The following is a 20,645-nucleotide window of genomic DNA, read 5'->3' on the forward strand; positions in this document are numbered from 1 at the left end:
GGCCCCCGCCGATGTGTATCGGCGGGGGCCGGAGCCCGTGACGGTGGTGCCGCTGATCAGGCCTCGAAGACCTCGGCGACCAGCTGGGCCTGCTCGGCCTGGTGGCGCTTGGCCGAGCCGACCGCCGGGGACGAGCCGTGCGGCCGCGAGATGCGGCGCAGGCGCTCACCGTGCGGGATGTCGGCGCCGACGGCCAGGTCCAGGTGGTCGATCAGGTTGAGCGCGATGAACGGCCACGCGCCCTGGTTCGCCGGCTCCTCCTGGGCCCAGAGGTACTTCTCGGCGTTCGGGTACTTGGCGATCTCGGCCTGGAGCTCCGCACCCGGCAGCGGGTACAGGCGCTCCAGCCGGATGATGGCCGTCTCCGTGTCGCCGCGCTTCTCCCGCTCGGCGTCCAGGTCGTAGTACAGCTTGCCCGCGCAGAAGACGACCTTGCGGACGTCCTCGGGCTTGACCGACGCGTCGCCGATCACCGGACGGAAACCGCCGGTGGTGAACTCCTCGATCTTCGACGCCGCGGCCTTCAGACGCAGCATCGACTTCGGGGTGAAGACGATCAGCGGCTTGTGGTGCGGGTTGTGCACCTGCCAGCGCAGCAGGTGGAAGTAGTTCGACGGCAGGGTCGGCATCGCGACCGTCATGTTGTCCTGCGCGCACATCTGGAGGAAGCGCTCCGGGCGGGCGGACGAGTGGTCCGGGCCCTGGCCCTCGTAGCCGTGCGGCAGCAGCAGCGTGACGCCGGAGGTCTGGCCCCACTTCTGCTCGGCCGAGGAGATGAACTCGTCCACGACGGTCTGCGCGCCGTTGACGAAGTCACCGAACTGGGCCTCCCAGACGACCAGCGACTCGGGACGGGCCAGCGAGTAGCCGTACTCGAAGCCCATTGCCGCGTACTCGGAGAGCAGCGAGTCGTAGACGTTGTACCGGGCCTGGTCGTCGGTGAGGTACAGCAGCGGGGTGTAGTCCTCGCCCGTCACCTGGTCGACCAGCACCGCGTGGCGCTGCCCGAACGTGCCGCGGCGGGTGTCCTGGCCGGCGAGCCGGACCGGGGTGCCCTCCATCAGCAGCGAACCGATGGCGAGCGTCTCGCCCATGCCCCAGTCGATCGTGCCGTTCTCCACCGAGGCCGCGCGACGCTGCATCTGCGGCATCAGGCGGGGGTGGACGGTGATCTGCTCGGGGATGTTGACCTGGGACTCGGCGATCCGCTTGACGACCTCGGCGGAGACCGCCGTGTCGACGGCCACCGGGAACGCGGCCTGCGGCTCCGGGACGTGCGGGGCGGGCGGCTGCGAGGTGGCCTCGCGGACCTCCGCGAAGACCTTCTCCAGCTGGCCCTGGAAGTCCTGGAGCGCCTGCTCCGCCTCTTCCAGCGTGATGTCGCCGCGACCGATGAGGGACTCGGTGTAGAGCTTGCGCACCGAGCGCTTCTTGTCGATCAGCGTGTACATCTGCGGGTTGGTGAACTCCGGGTTGTCGCCCTCGTTGTGACCGCGGCGGCGGTAGCAGATGAGGTCGATCACGACGTCCTTGTTGAACGCCTGCCGGAACTCGAAGGCGAGCCGCGCCACGCGGACCACGGCCTCCGGGTCGTCGCCGTTGACGTGGATGATCGGTGCCTCGATCATGCGCGCCACGTCGGTGGCGTACATCGAGGAGCGCGAGGACTCCGGGGCGGCGGTGAAGCCGACCTGGTTGTTGATCACCACGTGCACGGTGCCGCCGGTGCGGTAGCCGCGCAGCTGCGACATGTTGAGCGTCTCGGCGACGACGCCCTGGCCCGCGAAGGCCGCGTCGCCGTGGAGCGCGACGGGCAGGACGGTGAAGTCCGTGCCGCCCTTGTTGATGATGTCCTGCTTGGCGCGGGCGATGCCCTCCAGGACCGGGTCGACCGCCTCCAGGTGGGAGGGGTTGGCGGCCAGCGAGACCTTGATCTGCTCGCCGTCCAGACCGGTGAAGGTGCCCTCGGCGCCCAGGTGGTACTTGACGTCGCCGGAGCCGTGCATGGAGCGCGGGTCGAGGTTGCCCTCGAACTCGCGGAAGATCTGAGCGTACGACTTGCCGACGATGTTCGCCAGCACGTTCAGCCGGCCGCGGTGGGCCATGCCGATGACGACCTCGTCGAGGCGGGCCTCGGCGGCGGAGTCGATGACCGCGTCGAGCAGCGGGATGACGGACTCGCCGCCCTCCAGCGAGAACCGCTTCTGGCCGACGTACTTGGTCTGCAGGAACGTCTCGAACGCCTCGGCGGCGTTCAGCCGGCGCAGGATGCGCAGCTGCTCCTCGCGCTCGGGCTGCTGGGCGCGCGGGCGCTCGACCCGGTCCTGGAGCCACTTGCGCTGCTTCGGGTCCTGGATGTGCATGAACTCGATGCCGGTGGTGCGGCAGTACGACTCGCGCAGCACTCCGAGGATGTCGCGGAGCTTCATCATCGACTTGCCGGCGAAGCCGCCGACCGCGAAGTCCCGCTCCAGGTCCCACAGGGTGAGGCCGTGCTCGGTGATGTCGAGGTCGGGGTGCTTGCGCTGGCGGTACTCCAGCGGGTCGGTGTCGGCCATGACGTGGCCGCGGACCCGGTAGGAGTGGATGAGCTCGAAGACGCGGGCGGCCTTGGTGACGTCGCTGTCGTGCGAGGCGTCGATGTCCGTGAGCCAGCGGACCGGCTCGTAGGGGATGCGCAGCGCCTTGAAGATCTCGTCGTAGAACTCGTTCTGGCCGAGCAGCAGCTGGCTCAGGACGCGCAGGAACTCGCCGGAGGCGGCACCCTGGATGACCCGGTGGTCGTACGTCGAGGTCAGCGTCATGACCTTCGAGATACCGAGCTTGTTGAGGGTGTCCTGCGAGGTGCCCTGGAACTCCGCCGGGTAGTCCATCGCGCCGACGCCCATGATGAGGCCCTGACCGGGCATCAGGCGGGGCACGGAGTGGACGGTGCCGATGCCGCCGGGGTTGGTCAGCGAGGCGGTGACCCCGGTGAAGTCGTCCATGCCGAGCTTGCCGATGCGGGCGCGCCGGACGATGTCCTCGTACGCCTGCCAGAACTCGAAGAAGTTGAGCGTCTCGGCCTTCTTGATGGCCGCGACGACGAGCTGGCGGTCACCGTTGGGCTTCACCAGGTCGATGGCCAGGCCGAGGTTGATGTGCTCCGGCTTGACCAGGGTCGGCTTGCCGTCCTTGACCGTGAAGGAGTGGTTCATCGACGGCATGGCCTTGAGGGCCTGCACCATCGCGTACCCGATGAGGTGCGTGAAGGAGATCTTCCCGCCGCGGGCGCGCTTGAGGTGGTTGTTGATGACGATGCGGTTGTCGAAGAGCAGCTTCACCGGGACGGCGCGGACGGACGTGGCCGTCGGCAGCTCCAGCGAGGCGTTCATGTTCTTCGCGACCGCGGCGGAGGGGCCGCGCAGCGTCACGTACTCCGGACCCTCCGGGGCCTCGGTCGCCTCGGCGGCCTTGGCCGGGGCCGCGGCGGGCTTCGCCGGAGCGGCCTTCGCCGGGGCTGCCGGAGCAGCGGCGGCGGGGGCGGCCTTCGCGGGCGCCGGAGCGGCGGCGGGCTGGACCGGGGCGGCGGGCGCGGCGGCCGGAGCCGGTGCCGCGGGCTGGGCCGGGGGGGTGGCGACCGGGGCCGGGGTCACCGCGGCCGCGACGTCGGGAAGGGGCTTGTCCGCCGTGCCGGAGGTACCCGGCTTGTAGTCGGCGAAGAAGTCCCACCAGGCACGGTCGACCGAACTGGGGTCCTGGAGGTACTGCTGATAGATCTCGTCGACGAGCCACTCATTGGGGCCGAAGGCCGCGGCCGGGTTCCCACCCGGGCTGGCTTGGTCGGTCGAGATGCTTGAGTTACTGGGGGACTGAGACGACACGGCGGCAACCGCCCTCTTCCGCTTCACAAGGTGATGGACAGCGGAAATCAAGGCTACGCCTCCTTGGCCATTCCTTGCAGACCGGGCCGGTCTTCGTCGTGCAAGTCACATCGGAAGGCGGGTTTCGGCACAGGAAATGGCGGGAAACAACCTGGGTTCCGCCGCACTTCGGGTACGCAGAGCCGTGGGTACGGCCACCCGACCGTATCCCCTTTATGGAGGACACGGAGAACGTGCCCTTCCGGTTCGAACCCTATGTCAACCGCGCGGCTGGGACATTCCCGGAAGGGTGACCTGGATACGGCAGCCGCGTGATGATTCGGCCACCCCGATCCGGCCCCCGTGCAGATCCACCGCCCAGCGGGCGATGGCCAGCCCCAGACCCGTACCGCCGTCGCTGCCCGGTCCGTGCGGGGACGGCGCCTGCCCCCGGTTGAACCGCTCGAAGACCCGGTGGCGCTCGGCCTCCGGGATGCCCGGACCCTCGTCCATGACCTCCAGCTCCAGCGACTCGGGATGCGCCCCGCGGCGCGCCAGCACCGTGACCCGGCCGTGCGGCGGGCTGTGCTTGACCGCGTTGTCGATGAGGTTGGCGACCACCTGGTGCAGCCGCTCCGCGTCCGCGTGCGCCGTCAGCTCGGGCGGTGACACATCCAGATGCAGATGGACGTCCGTACGGGAGTGATTGCCGGAGCCGGAGGAGAGCCGGCGCTGCGAGGCGGCCAGATTGGCCTCCTTCAGCACTCCCGACAGATACGGCCACACCTCGAAGCGGCGGGCCTTGAGCGCCACCACCCCGTTGTCCAGGCGGGAGAGGTCGAGCAGGGTCTCCACCAGCCTGCCGAGCCGTTCGGTCTGCTTCAGGGCCGTGCGCATCGTCTCGGGGTCGGCCGGTGACACCCCGTCCACGACGTTCTCCAGCACGGCTCTCAGCGCCGCGATGGGAGTGCGCAGCTCATGGGAGACATTGGCGACCAGCTCCTTGCGATGCCGGTCCTCCGCCTCCAGATCGTCCGCCATCCGGTTGATCGTCTGGGCCAGGTCGCCCAGCTCGTCCCGCCGCCCGGCGCCGCTGACCCGGCCGGTGTAGTCGCCGTGCGAGATCGACCGGGCCACCGCTCTCATCTCGTCCAGCGGCGCGGTCAGACCGTGCGCCACGAACTGGGTGATCAGCAGTGTGGCGATCACCGAGAACACCGTGATGAACCGGAATTCGGTCCGGGTGCGCAGGGCGACGATGAGGAGCCCCGTCGTGATGAACACCGACACCACGACGAGGGTGCCGAGCTTGGCCTTGATCGAGAAGGGCCGTAGTCCCGCCCCTGGCCGGGTCATGGCGCGGGGGTCTCCAGGGCGTAGCCGACGCCGTGCACGGTACGGATCCGCTCGGCGCCGATCTTCCGGCGCAGTGCCTTGATGTGGCTGTCGACCGTACGGGTGCCCGAGGCGTCCGCCCAGTCCCACACCTCCGCCAGCAGCTGCTCACGGGAGAGCACCGCACGCGGGGTGTTGGCCAGGCAGACCAGCAGATCGAACTCCGTCGGCGTCAGGTGCACGTCCTCGGTGCGCACCCGGACCCGGCGCTGCGCGTGGTCGATCTCCAGCTCGCCCAGGCGCAGGATGCCGCTGCGCGGGGTGACCGCGGCCAGCGCCGCACGCTCCACCCGGCGCAGCAGGACGTGCACCCGGGCCGCCAGCTCGCGCATGGAGAACGGTTTGGTCATGTAGTCGTCGGCGCCGACGCCGAGCCCGACCAGCATGTCGGTCTCGTCGTCGCGTGCCGTCAGCATCAGCACCGGCACCGGGCGCTGGGCCTGCACCCGACGGCAGACCTCCAGCCCGTCGAAGCCGGGAAGCATGATGTCGAGCACCATCAGATCGGGCTGCCAGGCCTCGGCCGCGTCCACGGCCGCGGGCCCGTCCAGTGCGGTCTGCACCAGGAAGCCCTCGGCCCGCAGCCGGGCGGAAATGGCGTCGACGATCGTGGGGTCGTCCTCGACCACCAGCACCCGGCGCTGAGCCCCTGGGGTGGCCGCGACGCCGTTGTGGGTGGTGTGTGTCTGTTCCATCGCCCCGCCCCTGCCCGTTTCTCACGGGGGTCATACCCCCGCAAGGCACGGTCTTCGCTCGTGGATTTCGTGGGTGATCCCTTGTACCGCTCAGCAGCGTAAAGGCAGCGGACGGCTCCCGGCTACGCAGGGTGTTGTCACGCATCGACGAGTTGGGGCCCGCGGGGAGGCGGATCGTCGGCCTTGTACCGGATGCCCGGGGGCGCGGCGTGGCCCCGGGTGCCGGACGGGGGGATCAGTCCGTCCGGAGTGCGAGATGGACCACGTCCGGTACACCTCGGGCAACGGCTACCTCTTCCGTCCTTACCGCACTGAACCCGGCATTCCGCAAAGCCTGTTCGAAGGCGTGCGACGGCTGCGCGGACCACACGGCGAGCACACCGCCCGTGGTCAGACGCGCGCGGCAGTCCGCGAGACCGGCGGGGGAGTAGAGGTTCCCGTTGTCGTCCGTGACGGTCCAGTCGGGCCCGTTGTCGATGTCCAGGCACAGAGCGTCGTAACGCTCCGTGGTCGTCCGCAGGTGTGCGACCAGGTCCGTGTGCAGGATCTCGGTCCGCGCGTCGGCCAGCGCCTCGCCGGAGATCCGGTCCAGCGGCCCCTCCCGGTGCCAGTCGACGATCGCCTGTTCCCGCTCGACGACGACGATCCGCCCCCAGCGCTCCTCGGCGGCGGCCCGCGCCAGGGAGAACCCGACCCCGAGTCCGCCGATGAGGACGGCGGGACCGGGCCGGCCGGCCGGGAGCGCGGCGAGCGCCGCGTCGATCAGGAGCCGCTCGGACCGCCCGTCCGAGGTGTCCATCAGGAAACAGCCGTTGGCGATGATCTCGAAGTCCTCCCCGCGCTCACGCAGGACGACCTCGCCGAAAGGTCCTTCGCGTCGGTCGAGCGTGACGGGGCTGGTGCTGGCGGACATGACGTGGCTCTCCGGTCTCCGGTGGCGGTGGACGATGTCCCGCCATCCTGGCCCGCCGGACCCGGCCGGGGCCAACGCTTTGGCACATCCGGCCCGGTGGGGGGCGGTTCACGGAAGGCGGGAGCGGCTGCCGGTGTTGCACCCGGTGCGGAGGCGCGGAGCGGTGGGCGCGGGGGCCGGGCGGTGGGTGATCGCTCAGAGCGAACACGGGGTGGGGAACAATCAGCCGCTCAGGAGCATTGAGTCGACATAGCTCAACTTGCCTGCCGAAGGGGAGATCATGACTACGGAGTCCAAGGCGTTCACAACGATCGACCTGCCCGTGCTGCCGCTCGACGACGAAGTCGTACTGCCCGGAATGGTGGTGCCGCTGGATCTTTCGGACACGGAGGTACGGGCCGCCGTCGAGGCCGCGCAGGCCGCCGCGCGTGCCGGTGACGGCAAGCCCGAGGTGCTGCTGGTGCCACGGATCGACGGGACGTACACGGGGACCGGTGTCCTCGGCACCGTCGAGCAGGTCGGACGCCTCTCGGACGGCGACCCGGGCGCGCTCATCCGGGCCCGTGACCGGGTGCGGATCGGCGCCGGGACCAGTGGGCCCGGCGGGGCGCTGTGGGTGGAGGGGACCCGGATCGACGTGGTCGTTCCCGATCCGCTGCCCGGTGCCGCCGCGGAGCTGGTCAAGGAGTACAAGGCGCTCGCCACCAGCTGGCTGAAGAAGCGCGGCGCCTGGCAGGTCGTGGACCGGGTCCAGCAGATCGAGGACATCTCCGCGCTGGCCGACAACTCCGGATACTCGCCCTTCCTGACCACCGCGCAGAAGGTGCGGCTGCTGGAGACCGTGGACGCGGTCGCCCGGCTGAAGCTCGCCATCCAGTGGCTCGGCGAACACCTCGCCGAGCAGGACGTCGCCGAGTCGATCGCCAAGGACGTCCAGGAGGGCGTCGACAAGCAGCAGCGCGAATTCCTGCTGCGGCGCCAGCTCGACGCCGTGCGCAAGGAGCTCTCCGAGCTCAACGGCGACCCGGAGGACGAGTCCGACGACTACCGGGCCCGGGTCGAGGCCGCCGATCTTCCCGGGCACGTCCGGGAGGCCGCGCTCAAGGAGGTCGAGAAGCTGGAGCGCTCCTCCGACCAGAGCCCGGAGGGTTCCTGGATCAGGACGTGGCTGGACACCGTTCTCGAACTGCCCTGGACCGAGCGGACCGAGGACGCCTACGACATCCGCGGCGCGCGGGAGATCCTGGACGCCGAGCACGCCGGTCTGGCCGACGTGAAGGAACGGATCACCGAGTACCTCGCGGTGCGCAAGCGGCGTGCCGACCGCGGCCTCGGGGTCGTCGGCGGGCGGCGCGGCGGCGCGGTGCTGGCACTCGTCGGCCCGCCCGGAGTGGGCAAGACCTCGCTCGGCGAGTCCGTCGCGCACGCCATGGGCCGCAAGTTCGTCCGTGTCGCGCTCGGCGGTGTCCGGGACGAGGCGGAGATCAGGGGCCACCGGCGTACGTACGTGGGCGCGCTCCCCGGACGTATCGTGCGGGCCATCAAGGAGGCCGGTTCGATGAACCCGGTCGTCCTGCTCGACGAGATCGACAAGGTCGGCTCGGACTTCCGGGGCGACCCGGCCGCCGCCCTGCTCGAAGTCCTGGACCCGGCCCAGAACCACACCTTCCGCGACCACTACCTGGAGGTCGAGCTCGACCTCAGCGACGTGGTGTTCCTGGCGACGGCCAATGTGCTGGAGGCCATCCCGGAGGCACTGCTGGACCGTATGGAGCTGGTCCGGCTCGACGGCTACACCGAGGACGAGAAGGTCGTCATCGCCCGCGACCACCTGCTCCCGCGCCAGCTGGAGCGGGCCGGTCTGGAGAAGGACGAGGTCGGCCTCGACGAGTCCGCGCTGCGCAAGCTGGCGGGGGAGTACACCCGCGAGGCGGGCGTACGGAACCTGGAGAGGGCCGTCGCCAGGCTGCTCCGCAAGGTGGCGGCCCAGCACGAACTGGGCGACCGGGAGCTGCCGTTCACGGTGTCCGAGGAGGATCTGCGAGGCCTGATCGGACGGCCGCACCACGTTCCCGAGTCCGCCCAGGACCCGGCCGAGCGCCGTACGGCGGTGCCGGGCGTGGCCACCGGTCTCGCGGTCACCGGGGCCGGCGGGGACGTGCTGTTCGTGGAGGCGTCGCTGGCCGACCCGGAGACCGGGGCGTCCGGACTGACCCTCACCGGCCAGCTCGGCGACGTGATGAAGGAGTCGGCGCAGATCGCGCTGAGCTTCCTGCGGTCGCACGGCGCGGAGCTGGAACTGCCGGTCGCGGACCTCAAGGACCGCGGCGCGCACATCCACTTCCCGGCGGGCGCCGTCCCCAAGGACGGGCCCAGCGCCGGTATCACCATGACGACGGCGCTGGCCTCCCTGCTCTCGGGACGCCTGGTCCGTACAGACGTGGCGATGACCGGCGAGGTGTCGCTGACCGGGCGGGTGCTGCCGATCGGCGGACTGAAGCAGAAGCTGCTGGCGGCCCATCGCGCGGGCATCACCACCGTGGTGATCCCCAAGCGGAACGAGGCCGACCTGGACGACGTCCCGGCCGAGGTCCTCGACACGCTGGACGTGCACCCGGTCACCGATGTCCGCCAGGTGCTGGAGATCGCCCTCGCCCCGGCCTCGGCCGGGGTGCGGGAGAGGATCCCGGCCGCGGCCTGACTGTCACGGCGTGACGGGCGTGGCACCAGGTGCGCGGCCGGTACGGACGGCCCGCCCACCCGAGTCGACGGGGGGCGGGCCGTTCCGCGTACGGGAGGGGCCGAGGCCGACCGGATCCGGGGCAAAGGCCCTCCGGATCCGGGGCACGGGCCCGCTCGGGCGGCGACCGGACCGGTCAGGGGCGGTAGATGGTGCCCGGTACCGGCGTGGCGGGTGCCATCAGCTCGGGGACCGTCACGAAGGTGTAGCCCTTCTTCTGGAGCGCGTCGATGATCCCCGGCACCGCGGGCACCGTGCCCTTGTAGATGTCATGGAGCAGGATGATGCCGTCCTTGCCCGCCTGGTCGAGTATCCGCTTCTTGATCAGCGCGGAGTCGTTCGTCGAGTAGTCCTTGGCCGTGGCGCTCCACAGGATCTGCGAGAGCCCGAGGTCCCTGCTGATGTCGGAGACGGTGTCGTCGGTGCGGCCCTGCGGCGGACGCATCAGCCGGGGCTTCTTCCCGGTGATCTTCGCGATGGCGTCCTGGGTCTTCTTCAGCTCGGCCCGTATCTCGTCGGGCTTCTTGTCCGTGAGGATCTCGTGCGACCAGGTGTGATTGGCCACCTCGTGGCCCTCGTCCTGGATGCGCCGCACGGTGTCGGGGTGCTTGAGCACGTGGTTCTTGCCCAGCAGGAAGAAGGTGGCGTGGACCTTCTTCTCCTTGAGGATGTCCAGGAGACGTGGGGTGTCCTTCGCCGGGCCCGCGTCGAAGGTGAGCGCTATGCACTTGGCCTTGCGGCAGTCCACCGGGCCGAACGAGCCCTTGGCGTCGGAGGCGGCGTCCTGACGTGCCGAGCCCGGGGCCGTCGTCTCCATGGAGCAGCCGCTCAAGGTGAGCGTGAGCGCGGTCACAAGGGTGGCGGCCAACCCCATACCGAACGACTTCGTCTTCCTGGGCAAGGCAGGTCACTCCTCCGTGGTTGGTTCCGCACATCCGTGCGGCACGGCGAGGACTATACATAGCGCGTATACGCGTGGTTCATAGTGGGGGTCCGGGCGCGGCGCGACGCCCCGGCGACGCCTGCTCGTCACCGGGGCGCGGTCGTGCGGAGTCGCCGCGTGCGCGACCGGGGGTCAGCCGTTGGCCAGCGCCTGCACGCGGTCCAGGGCGCCGTTGAAGCGGTTGTGGTCGCCGACCGTCGGGCCGGACGAGGTGTACTGCCACATCGTGTAGAAGCCCCAGCCGGCCGGGAGTTCACCGACGGTCGAGTTGTAGCGGGCCACCCAGAGCGGGTTGGTGGCGCCGAAGCTCGCGTTGTTGCCCGTGCAGTCCTTCCACCAGCTGGTCGCGGTGTAGATCACCGGGTCCCGTCCGGTGCGTGCCCGGTAGGTGTTCACGAAGTCACGTATCCAGGCGACCATGCCCGCCTGGGACAGGCCGTAGCACTGGGCTCCGTACGGGTTCCACTCGATGTCCAGCGCCCCGGGCAGGGTCTTGCCGTCCCGGGACCAGCCGCCCCCGTTGTCCACGAAGTAGTTCGCCTGGGCGGCGCCGCTGGTCGTGTTCGGGGTGGCGAAGTGGTACGAACCCCGGATCATGCCGACGTTGTACGAGCCGTTGTACTGCTGGGCGAAGTCCTCGTTCTTGTAGTACGTGCCCTCGGTGGCCTTGACGTAGGCCCACCGCACGCCGCTGTTCCACAGCGTCGCCCAGTCGACGGCGTTCTGATGGCCGCTGACGTCCACGCCCTCGGTCTGCACGGCGCGCGGGTCCCGCGGCAGTCCGCCCTGACCGTCGTGCTCGATGACGCCCTGGCCCATCCGGGCCGTACCCCGGGCGGGGGTGTCGCCCGCGGTCGCCGTACCGGGCAGGGTGATGAGGAGGGAGAGAGCCGCGAGAAGGGTTCCCGCGGCGGCGAGGCGCGAGCGGCGGGACGGTCCGAATCTGAGGACGGGCATTCTGGGTTTCCTCCGAGGCCTGAGTGGGGGGAGCAAGGGGAGTTGCTGCCAGGGGCGGTTGGGGGAGCGCCCCTGTCGGGCTGTCATGGTGTGTTCATGCCACCCATGACAGTGCTGACGCTACGCACGTAGACCGGCGTGGCGGAAGGGGGCCTGCGCGCCGCCGTTGGTCTACGCCTGCGAAATACTGACCGAGCTGCGGCGATGGCCGACGGCGAAAGAAACTTTCAGCGGCGGAAAAGCGTATGAGGGGTGCTGACGTGCACGGGAGTGAACGAGGGCGTGAACCCGGCGCAACCGCCGGAAGTGGTGTGGACCACGAATTCCTCGCGCTGGAGCGTGAGTTGGCCGTCTTCTTGCGCCGGGCACGCGCCAATTCGGGGGAAATGGCCCGTGAGGTGCACCCCGACCTGGAGTCGGCCGCCTACGGCCTGCTCGTGCGCCTGGAGTCGGCGGGGCGGCAGCGGGCCACCGATCTCGCGGCCTACTTCGGCGTCGGCAAGGCGACGATGAGCCGTCAGCTGCGCGCCCTGGAGGGCCTCGGACTGGTGGCCCGCGAACCCGACCCGGCGGACGGCCGGGCCTGGCTGGTCCACCTCACCGATGAGGGGCTGGCCCGGTTCCGCCGCGTACGGGACGCCCGTCGCGGCCGGTACGTGCGCAAGCTCGCCGACTGGGACCGGGCGGAGGTCGCGGAACTGGCCCGGCTGCTGCACCACTTGAACGCCCGGGCCGAGGACTGAGCGGGATCCTCCGGCGTACGCCGCCCAGGGGCGCGCGACGGGCCTCCGGGATACGGCTCAGAACTCCGCGTACACCGCCGTGGCGTCGTCGTGCGTCTTGCTCCGCCGCAGATACACGCGGTCCGTGTCCGCGTTCTCCAGCTCCCGGACCCGGTCGATGAGCCTCTGGGGCCCCACCTTGCGCAACAGCCCCAGGGCGGCCGTCCAGTCGCCCTCGTGGAACGTCTCCGTCCAGCGGCCGGCCCCGTCCGTGAGCGCGGCCAGCGCGCGCACCCGCGCCCGCGGGGTCTCACCGGTCACCGCGCGTGATGCCACCCGGGGGTCGGCGGCGGCGGTGAAGAACCCGCCCTCCTGGTTGCGGAACTGCGTGTCGGCGACCGTCTCGGAGGCCAGCGCGCCGGGCGGCAGCCGGTCGAGACGGTCGTCGAGCACCGGCCGGACCGTCCCGTCCGGTGCCTCCAGGAGAAGGGCGGAGTCGGACAGCACCAGGTATTCGACCCGGTGTTCGTCCCAGCGTGCGAGGACCACTGTTGCCTGAGGTGTACGCACGTGAGAAAGGTCACACGTGGCCCGATGGGCGTCGGCGGTGCGCCGAATGGACTCCGAGAGAATCCCGGTGAGCGTCAGATCTCGTCGTGAACCGGACAGTTCGGCCAGCGAGCCGCCCAGTCGCGCGGTGAACCAGGGCACCGAGTGCACACATCCGTCGTCGCCCCGGGGCGGGGTGACGCCGTCCAGCAGGACCAGCGATCCACCCTGGCCGGACGCGGGCAGAGCCGTGGAGACCCAGTCCTCGTTGGGGCGTTCGGGACTGCCGGGAACAGAGGCGAGTTCGATGCGCATACTGCCAGTCTGCACGAACTCTTCACGGGGCCTGCACGGGGCGGGCATTGGCTTGTACCAGCAGGTCAGCGCGGCCCGACAGGGCGGAAGGAAGGGCTCCGGAGCGTGTGCGGGCGGGCATCCTGCCAAAGCCGGGGCCGAAGTTCCACCCGGTGTCCATGCATGGCCGACGACGCGCGCGGGGAGACTTGTTCGTCAACTCGGGAGTGATGTTCACTCGTTCGAGTGGCGGAGCGGTTGATGCGCGCCCCCCTCTCAAAAGCGCTGGAATGGTCGGAAGCCGTACCAGGAGCGGGGTGCCTCCATACGTGACCGAGCGTCACCTCCGCTTCAAGGGTGGACGAGTCGAGATTGCGAGCACCGGTGCAGAAGAAGCGGCCGCGGAGCAAGGGCAGCACGCGCGACGGTTCCGGGGCGATGCCCCCGGCGGCAGCGGGGGCGGGCAAGCGCACCGTGCGGGTACGCAGCCGGCTCGTCGCGGGCGTCGCCGTCGTCGGGATCACCGTCATCGCGGCGGGCGCGCCCGCGGCTCTCGACGCCTCCTCCGAACTCAACGAGTCCCAGGGCCTGGTCACCCTCGCGGAGCTGAACCAGCAGGCCATCACCCTGGCGCACTCCCTCGCCGACGAGCGCGACGCGGTCACCGCGTACATCGCCGCCGGCCGTGACGAGGGCGCGGGCGGCAAGAAGGACGGCGGGAACAGCGAGGCCGAGAGCCGCAGCGCCCGCGTCGACCAGCAGATCGACGAGATCCGCGCCGAGGCCCCGGACACGCTGCGCCGTGACCTCTCCACGGTTCCCTCCCTCCGCCGCGCGGCCCTCACCGGCAAGGGATCGGCGCTGGAGGCCCACCAGGCGTACTCCGAGGTCATCTCCAAGCTCCACGACCTCGCCGAGGAGCTCGCGGAGAAGACCCCGCCGCGCGCCGCCGACGCCACCCGGGCCCCGCTCGCGCTGGCCGGTGCCGTCGAGCAGGCCTCCGCCACCCGCGGACTCCTCCTGGCCGCCCTCGCCGTCCCGGGCAAGAAGGACACGGCCCCGCAGAACGACCCGCTCACCGGGCTGCCGCTCCAGGACGAGGGCGACTCCGAGGACTCCCGCGACCGGGACGAGCTGAGCGCCGCCGCCCAGCAGGCCCGCGTACGGGAACTGGCCTCGCTCGCCGACTTCGACCAGGCCGCGAGCCCCGCCGCCCGCGACAAGCTCGCCGCCACCGTCACCGGCTCCGAGGTCAACAGCGCGGAGAAGTACCTCTCCAGGCTCACCGACCGGCCCGAGCTCTCCGCCTCCGAGCGCAAGACCGACCCCGGGAAGACCGGGGAGGCGCTCTCCGCCCGGATCGAGCGCATGCGCGGCGTGGAGTCCGCCCTCGGCACGGAGCGGGTCCAGCGCCTGGAGCGGCTGCGCGACGACGACGTCACCGCGCTCGAACTGAGCATCGCCCTGCTCGGCGGCTGTTTCCTGCTCGCCGTCGGGGTCTCCACCGCCGTCGCCCGCACGCTCACCCAGCCGCTCGCCGTCCTCCGTCTCGGCGCCGCGCGCCTCGCGAGTGAACCGGAGAGCGCCGAACCGGTCCGCTACACCGGCCGCAACGACGAGTTCGCCCAGGTCGTCCGGTCGATGAACACCCTGCACGGCAAGGTCCACGGGCTGCACCAGGAGTTCACCGGCCGCTTCGAGAGCCTCCAGGGCGAGCGGGCCGAACTGATCGCGGGCCGCGAGGCACTCACCCTCCAGCGGGCCGAACTCCAGGTCCACGCGGCCGATCTCGCCGGCCAGCTGGAGCGGCTGAGGAACACGGTCCACCACACCTTCGTCAACCTCTCCCTGCGCACCCTCGGGCTGGTCGAGCGCCAGCTCGGTGTCATCGAGAGCCTGGAGGAGCGCGAGCAGGACCCGGAGCGCCTGGGCACGCTCTTCAAGCTGGACCACATGGCCACCGTCATGCGCCGGCACAGCGAGAACATGCTGGTCCTCGCGGGCGCCGAGCACGGCCACGGCCACCCGAACCCGATCCCGCTGGTCGATGTCCTGCGCGCCGCCGTCAGCGAGATCGAGCGGTACGAGCGGGTCACCATCCAGTCCCTGCCGCCGCATGCCCAGATCGCCGGTTTCGCCGCCGACGACCTCAGCCACCTCGTCGCCGAACTCCTGGAGAACGCGACCTCCTTCTCACCCCCCGACTCCCAGGTGGAGCTGTCCGGCTGGCTGCTGGAGACCGGTGAGGTGATGCTCTCCGTGCAGGACGAGGGCATCGGCATGTCATCCGTACGGATGGGCGAACTCAATGCCAGGCTGGCCGACCCGGCCTCCTTCGAGGCGGGGGAGCAGAACGCCGACGGCGCCGGGCTCGGCCTCCAGGTGACATCACTGCTGGCCGCGCGCCACGGCGTGCGGGTGCAGCTGCGCGAGCAGAAGGGGAGTGGAGTGACGGCCGTAGTCGTCCTGCCGCAGACCCTGCTGCCGAAGACCCCTCCGGCGGCCTCGCCGCCGCCGGTGAAGGTGTCCGGGGACGCGCCCGCGCTGAACCTGCCGGGATCGGTCGCCGAGGCCAACTCCAACGCGCTGCCCGCCCGCTCGGCCGCGGCCCCCGCCGACCCGCTGATCGCCGCCGCCGAGCAGACGATCCGGGACGCCGGTGTCCAGCCGTACGAGGCCGTGCCGGCCCCGGTGCCCGCCGAGTCCCCGGCCGCTGCCGAGTCCCCGGCCCCCGCCGAACCCCCGTCCTCCGCCGAGGACCCCGCGCCCGCCGGGACCCCCGCTCCGGCACCCGGGCCCGTGTCCGCGCAGACGCCTCCGGAGCCGGAATCCGCGCCGGAGTCCGAGTCCGAGATCACCATGCAGGTCCGGATGCCGGTGGCGCCGGTGGTGCCGGAGACCGCCGATCCGTACGCGATCGGCCCCGACCGGCACGAGCGCCCCGCCGACCCCGGCCCCGCCCGGACGGCCGCCCCGGCCCCCCAGGAGCCGGACGCCGCGCCGAAGCCGCACGAGACCCCGGCCCCCGCGGAGCCGCTCCCCGCCCAGGACCCGGCCCCCGCCCCGGCGGTGGACGCCTTCCCCGGCCCCCGGCAGCCACTGGCCGAACGGATCACCGACAAGGGGCTGCCCAAGCGCACCCCCAGGATCGTCCAGCCCGCCGCGGCCCCCACCACCGAGCGCAAGGGCAGCATCGACAAGGAGGCCCTGCGCCGCAGACTCGGCGGCTTCCACCAGGGGGCCAAGGACGGCCGGCGCGATGTCGAGGCGGAGATCGCCGAGAGCACCGGCAAGCACACCGTGGCCGACCACCACGGCGAACGCACCGTACAGACCGAGCAACCTGAGCCGGCCGGCCGCACGGGCGGCCGGACCGATGAGACGGGGGACACAGTCGAGGAGGCACGCAGTTGACTGCGCCCAGCACATTCGGGCTGAGTACCGAAGCCCGGAACCTTCACTGGTTGCTGAGCAATCTGGTGGAGGAGGTGCCAGGGGTCCACTCGGTCACCGTCGTCTCGTCCGACGGGCTCATGCTGCTCTCCTCCGACCCCGGCCATCTCACCACCACCCCGGTCACCGGCCGGCAGGACGGCCCCAAGGGCTCCAGCGCCGACCTCGCCACCATCGTCTCCGGCATCGGCTCCCTCACCGTGGGAGCCGCGAAGCTGATGGACGGCGGCGGCGTCAAGCAGACGATGGTCGCCATGGACGAGGGCAGCGTCTTCGTCATGTCGATCAGCGACGGCTCCCTGCTCGGCGTGCACGCCACCCCCGACTGCGACATGAGCGTCATCGCGTACCACATGGCGCTCTTCGTCGGCCGTGCCGGACACGTCCTCACCCCCGAACTCCGCAGTGAACTGCGCAAATCGATGGAGAGCACCCAGTGACGCCCGCTGCTGAACCCGCCCGCAGGCTCCCCGTCCGCGGGTCCGACAAGAGGCCCGCACGGGTCCGTCCGTACTCCCTCACCGGGGGCCGCACCCGCTTCGGCCACGTCCTGCTCGTCGAGACGTTCGTCGCCGCGCTGGAGGCCCCCGAGGAGCGCCGCGAGCTCACCAACGGCAATCTCGCCTCGCGCGTCATGCCCGAACTCCAGGCGATCGTCGAACTCTGCCGCCGGATGCGTACGGTCGCGGAGATCTCGGCCCTCCTGAAGATGCCGCTCGGTGTGGTCCGGGTGCTGCTCAGCGACCTGGCCGACCAGGGAAAGATCCGCGTGTACGGAACCGGTCACGGCACCGGTCAGCCCGACCGCGCACTGCTCGAAAGGGTGCTCAATGGACTCCGCCGTCTCTGAGTCGCCGCTCTTCGCCCCGCGACAGCCGGGGCCCGGGGACCAGGCCGACGAATCGATCCAGGCCTGGCAGCTCGACCACACCAGGGCGCCCATCGCCACCAAGATCGTGGTCGCTGGCGGTTTCGGGGTGGGCAAGACGACGTTCGTCGGCTCGGTCTCCGAGATCACCCCGCTGAAGACCGAAGCGCTGATGACCCAGGCCAGCGAGGAGACCGACGACCTCTCCGCGACGCCCGACAAGGTCACCACGACCGTCGCGATGGACTTCGGCCGGCTCACGCTCGACGACGACCTCGTCCTGTACGTCTTCGGCACACCCGGCCAGCAGCGCTTCTGGTTCATGTGGGACGACCTGGTGCGCGGGGCGATCGGCGCGGTCGTGCTCGCGGACACCCGGCGGCTGGCCGACTGCTTCCCCGCGCTCGACTACTTCGAGAGCTGTGGGCTGCCGTACATCGTGGCGGTCAACCACTTCGAGGGCACGCCCGGTTACGAGGCGGAGGACGTCAGGGAGGCCCTGACCGTACCCCCGCACGTACCTGTTGTGATCATGGACGCGCGCAACAGGATCACGGTCGTCGAGTCGCTGCTGGCCCTGGTGGGCCACGCGCTCGACGCCACCCCGGCGTAGAGCCCCCGGCGCAAGCCGGAAACACCTAACGGAGAAACCGCGATGCGGAAGATACTCATAGTCGGAGCCGGTCAGTCCGGACTCCAGCTGGCCCTCGGCCTCCAGTCCAAAGGGTACGAAGTCACCCTGATGTCCAACCGCACGGCCGACGAGATCCGGTCCGGCCGGGTCATGTCGACGCAGTGCATGTTCCACACCGCGCTCCAGCACGAGCGCGACTACCAGCTCAACTTCTGGGAGTCGCAGGCCCCGAAGATCCAGGGCCTCGGCGTCTCGGTCGCAGCCCCCGACTCCTCGCGGGCCGTCGACTGGGTCGGGAAGCTGGACGGCTTCGCCCAGTCCGTCGACCAGCGCGTGAAGATGGCCGGCTGGATGGAGACCTTCGCCCAGCGCGGCGGTCAGCTCGTCATCCACGGTGCGGCCGTCTCCGATCTGGACTACTTCTCCCGCACCTACGACCTGGTGATGGTCTCCGCGGGCAAGGGCGAACTGGTCTCCATGTTCGGCCGGGACGCGTCCCGTTCGCCGTTCGACGCCCCGCAGCGCGCGCTGGCCGTCGCGTATGTGCACGGCATGGGCGTGCGCCCGGAGCACCCGGACTACGACGCCGTCCGCTGCAACCTGGTCCCGGGTGTCGGCGAGCTGTTCGTGATGCCGACCCTGACCATCTCCGGCCGTGCGGACATCCTGTTCTGGGAGGGCGTCCCGGGCGGCCCGCTGGACGTCTTCCAGGGCATCAAGGACCCCTCCGAGCACCTCGCCAAGACGCTGGAGCTCATGGAGAAGTTCACCCCGTGGGAGTACGCGCGCGCCACCAAGGTCGAACTGACCGACGCCAACGGCACGCTGGCGGGCCGTTACGCCCCGACCGTCCGCAAGCCGATCGGCCGGCTGCCCGGCGGCGGTCTGGTCCTCGGTGTGGCCGACGTGGTCGTCGCCAACGACCCGATCACCGGGCAGGGTTCGAACTCCGCCTCCAAGTGCGCGAACGCCTATCTGGACTCGATCATCGAGCACGGTGACCGCGAGTTCGACGCGCAGTGGATGCAGTCCACGTTCGACCGCTACTGGGACACCGCGCAGCACGTCACGAAGTGGACCAACGCCATGCTCGGCGTCCCGCCGGAGCACGTGCTGAACCTGATCGGCGCCGCCGGTCAGTTCCAGCCGGTCGCCGACCGCTTCGCCAACGGGTTCAACAACCCGGCGGACTTCGACAACTTCTTCTTCGATCCGGAGAAGACGAACGCGTACCTGGCCTCGGTCGCCGGGGCCTGACCCCGTACACCCGGAGGCCGGGCCGCAGGCCGGCGCGTCGGTCGGCGCGACGGCCCGGCCTCCGCGCGAGCGGTACGGGACTAGGCGTCCGGCGCCGTGTCCGCGCTGTAGCCGGTGTCCGCGCCCTGTGAGGCGCCCTCGGGCAGTTCCGGCGGGGTGTACGTGGTCAGCGGCGTGCCCCGCGGATCGGGGCGCACCGCGCCCAGCAGCGGATTCGACGCGACCGGCGACACCTTCACCGAGGATCCGGGCCGCGGTGCCTGCGCCACCATGCCGTCGCCGATGTACAGCGCCACATGGGTCGCCTTGGGGAAGTAGACCACCAGGTCCCCCGGGCGCAGCGAGGCGACGGGCACCTTCGGCAGCTGCCGCCACTGCTCCTGCGAGGTCCGCGGGATGGCCCGGCCCGCGCTCGCCCAGGCCTGCGAGGTGAGCCCGGAGCAGTCGAAGGAGTCGGGGCCCTCGGCGCCCCAGAGATACGGTTTGCCGATCTGGCCGACCGCGAACGCGACGGCCTCACGGCCCTGTTCGGTCGGCGGACGGGTCGAGCTGAGCGCTCCCGAGGCGACCAGTTCACCCTGGGCCTTGTCCGTGTCCCGCTGCTCCAGCGCGGCCAGTCCGGCGATCTGCTCGGCGGAGAGCGTGGCCAGCAGCCCCTCGACCTCGTTCAGCTTCGTCCGTACGGCGTCGCGCTGCCGCTTCTCGCGTGCGGCCAGCGTCCGTTGCCTGTCGAGCGCCGCGCGGGACTTGGCGGCCAGCGCGTCGGCGCGTTCCGCGGCGACGGTCAGCCGGTTCACGGTCGCGGCCCGCCCGGCGGCGGCCCGCTCGATGACATGGCTCTGGTCCAGGGCGCGCACGGGGTCTCGGGCCAGCAGGAGATGCAGATAGGCGGAGAATTCGGACCGCCCCTGGTACTGCTCACGGGCCAGCCTGCCCGCGTCCCCGCGACCGCGGTCGAGGGCGAGGCGGGCCTTGCTCAGGTCGGAGTTCAGCTTCCTGGTCTCCGCTGTGCGCTTCCTCAGCTGTTCCTCGGTGCCGTTGTAGGTCTCGGTGGCCTCCTCGGCCTGCTGGTAGAGCCTCCGCAGCTCCGTCAGCAGCTCGGCGATGCTTCTGGGCTCCCCGGCGCCCGGGGCGGGGCCGAGGCCGGCGTCCGTGTCGGTCTCCGTGTCGGTCTCCACGTCGGCGTCGGCCCCGGCGTCCACTTCCGCGCCGGTCTCCGTACCCGGACCGTCGGGAGAGACGGGCGGGACGGGTGAGGAGGGCGAGGCGACGGCGGGGGACGCCAGCACGACCGCGGCCAGCGCCGCCGCCGTGCAGAGCGCGCGCGGGATCCTGCCTGACACGACACCACCTCCGGTGACGGATTCGGAGCCCTGAACGGGC

At 70.9% G+C, this 20,645-nt stretch carries 15 protein-coding genes; 7 read left to right on the forward strand and 8 right to left on the reverse strand.

Going from position 1 to position 20,645, the window contains the following annotated elements; genetic code table 11:
- Nucleotides 1-56: 56 nt before the first annotated feature.
- The 4 genes from ABT170_RS02825 to ABT170_RS02840 all read right to left on the reverse strand — a co-directional run bounded on the left by ABT170_RS02825 (nucleotide 57) and on the right by ABT170_RS02840 (nucleotide 6,845).
- Nucleotides 57-3,863 carry a multifunctional oxoglutarate decarboxylase/oxoglutarate dehydrogenase thiamine pyrophosphate-binding subunit/dihydrolipoyllysine-residue succinyltransferase subunit gene (locus ABT170_RS02825; RefSeq protein ID WP_329942072.1) on the reverse strand — a complete coding sequence of 1,269 codons (3,807 nt, stop codon included), beginning with the start codon at nucleotides 3,861-3,863 and terminating at the stop codon, nucleotides 57-59.
- 258 nt (nucleotides 3,864-4,121) lie between these two features.
- Nucleotides 4,122-5,198, reverse strand: coding sequence for a HAMP domain-containing sensor histidine kinase (locus tag ABT170_RS02830; RefSeq protein WP_266923791.1), 1,077 nt, complete (start codon nucleotides 5,196-5,198; stop codon nucleotides 4,122-4,124).
- The gene (locus ABT170_RS02835; protein ID WP_329942073.1) at nucleotides 5,195-5,932 is read right to left on the reverse strand and encodes a response regulator transcription factor; all 738 of its coding nucleotides are present in this window, start codon (nucleotides 5,930-5,932) and stop codon (nucleotides 5,195-5,197) included. The genes ABT170_RS02830 and ABT170_RS02835 overlap by 4 nt, the downstream gene beginning before the upstream one ends.
- A gap of 235 nt (nucleotides 5,933-6,167) precedes the next feature.
- On the reverse strand, nucleotides 6,168-6,845 hold the full coding sequence (locus ABT170_RS02840; RefSeq protein ID WP_329942074.1) for a spermidine synthase family protein: 678 nt from the start codon (nucleotides 6,843-6,845) through the stop codon (nucleotides 6,168-6,170).
- A 280-nt stretch (nucleotides 6,846-7,125) separates the two neighbouring features.
- Between ABT170_RS02840 and lon the strand changes: the two genes are divergently transcribed.
- A complete protein-coding gene (lon, locus tag ABT170_RS02845) occupies nucleotides 7,126-9,546 on the forward strand; it encodes an endopeptidase La (protein WP_329942075.1) in 2,421 nt (806 codons plus the stop codon).
- Between the two features lie 175 nt (nucleotides 9,547-9,721).
- On the opposite strand, the gene ABT170_RS02850 is transcribed toward lon, so the two are convergent.
- Both ABT170_RS02850 and ABT170_RS02855 read right to left on the reverse strand, forming a co-directional pair.
- Nucleotides 9,722-10,459, reverse strand: coding sequence for a polysaccharide deacetylase family protein (locus tag ABT170_RS02850; RefSeq protein ID WP_266927800.1), 738 nt, complete (start codon nucleotides 10,457-10,459; stop codon nucleotides 9,722-9,724).
- A 201-nt stretch (nucleotides 10,460-10,660) separates the two neighbouring features.
- Nucleotides 10,661-11,485, reverse strand: a complete 825-nt coding sequence (locus ABT170_RS02855) for a lysozyme (RefSeq protein ID WP_329942076.1) — start codon at nucleotides 11,483-11,485, stop codon at nucleotides 10,661-10,663.
- Between the two features lie 245 nt (nucleotides 11,486-11,730).
- Here ABT170_RS02855 and ABT170_RS02860 point away from each other — a divergent pair, with 245 nt between their 5' ends.
- Nucleotides 11,731-12,228, forward strand: coding sequence for a MarR family winged helix-turn-helix transcriptional regulator (locus ABT170_RS02860; RefSeq protein WP_443034254.1), 498 nt, complete (start codon nucleotides 11,731-11,733; stop codon nucleotides 12,226-12,228).
- 57 nt (nucleotides 12,229-12,285) lie between these two features.
- On the opposite strand, the gene ABT170_RS02865 is transcribed toward ABT170_RS02860, so the two are convergent.
- A complete protein-coding gene (locus tag ABT170_RS02865) occupies nucleotides 12,286-13,071 on the reverse strand; it encodes a hypothetical protein (protein ID WP_351863630.1) in 786 nt (261 codons plus the stop codon).
- Between the two features lie 363 nt (nucleotides 13,072-13,434).
- Here ABT170_RS02865 and ABT170_RS02870 point away from each other — a divergent pair, with 363 nt between their 5' ends.
- The 5 genes from ABT170_RS02870 to ABT170_RS02890 are packed head-to-tail and all read left to right on the forward strand — an operon-like array spanning nucleotide 13,435 to nucleotide 19,262.
- A complete protein-coding gene (locus tag ABT170_RS02870) occupies nucleotides 13,435-16,464 on the forward strand; it encodes a sensor histidine kinase (RefSeq protein WP_351864087.1) in 3,030 nt (1,009 codons plus the stop codon).
- The gene (locus ABT170_RS02875; protein WP_266923806.1) at nucleotides 16,461-16,943 is read left to right on the forward strand and encodes a roadblock/LC7 domain-containing protein; all 483 of its coding nucleotides are present in this window, start codon (nucleotides 16,461-16,463) and stop codon (nucleotides 16,941-16,943) included. Before ABT170_RS02870 ends, ABT170_RS02875 begins: the two co-directional genes overlap by 4 nt.
- Complete coding sequence (locus ABT170_RS02880) at nucleotides 16,940-17,353, forward strand: DUF742 domain-containing protein (protein WP_266923807.1); 414 nt, start codon at nucleotides 16,940-16,942, stop codon at nucleotides 17,351-17,353. Before ABT170_RS02875 ends, ABT170_RS02880 begins: the two co-directional genes overlap by 4 nt.
- Nucleotides 17,334-17,984, forward strand: a complete 651-nt coding sequence (locus ABT170_RS02885) for a GTP-binding protein (protein WP_266923809.1) — start codon at nucleotides 17,334-17,336, stop codon at nucleotides 17,982-17,984. Before ABT170_RS02880 ends, ABT170_RS02885 begins: the two co-directional genes overlap by 20 nt.
- 42 nt (nucleotides 17,985-18,026) lie before the next feature.
- Nucleotides 18,027-19,262 (forward strand): styrene monooxygenase/indole monooxygenase family protein, encoded by a 1,236-nt coding sequence (locus tag ABT170_RS02890; protein ID WP_351863633.1) that lies wholly within the window; start codon nucleotides 18,027-18,029, stop codon nucleotides 19,260-19,262.
- A gap of 80 nt (nucleotides 19,263-19,342) precedes the next feature.
- On the opposite strand, the gene ABT170_RS02895 is transcribed toward ABT170_RS02890, so the two are convergent.
- Nucleotides 19,343-20,605 carry a C40 family peptidase gene (locus tag ABT170_RS02895; protein WP_351863635.1) on the reverse strand — a complete coding sequence of 421 codons (1,263 nt, stop codon included), beginning with the start codon at nucleotides 20,603-20,605 and terminating at the stop codon, nucleotides 19,343-19,345.
- Nucleotides 20,606-20,645: the final 40 nt, after the last annotated feature.

This window comes from Streptomyces sp. NPDC001787 (assembly GCF_040297465.1).
GTDB lineage: Bacteria > Actinomycetota > Actinomycetes > Streptomycetales > Streptomycetaceae > Streptomyces.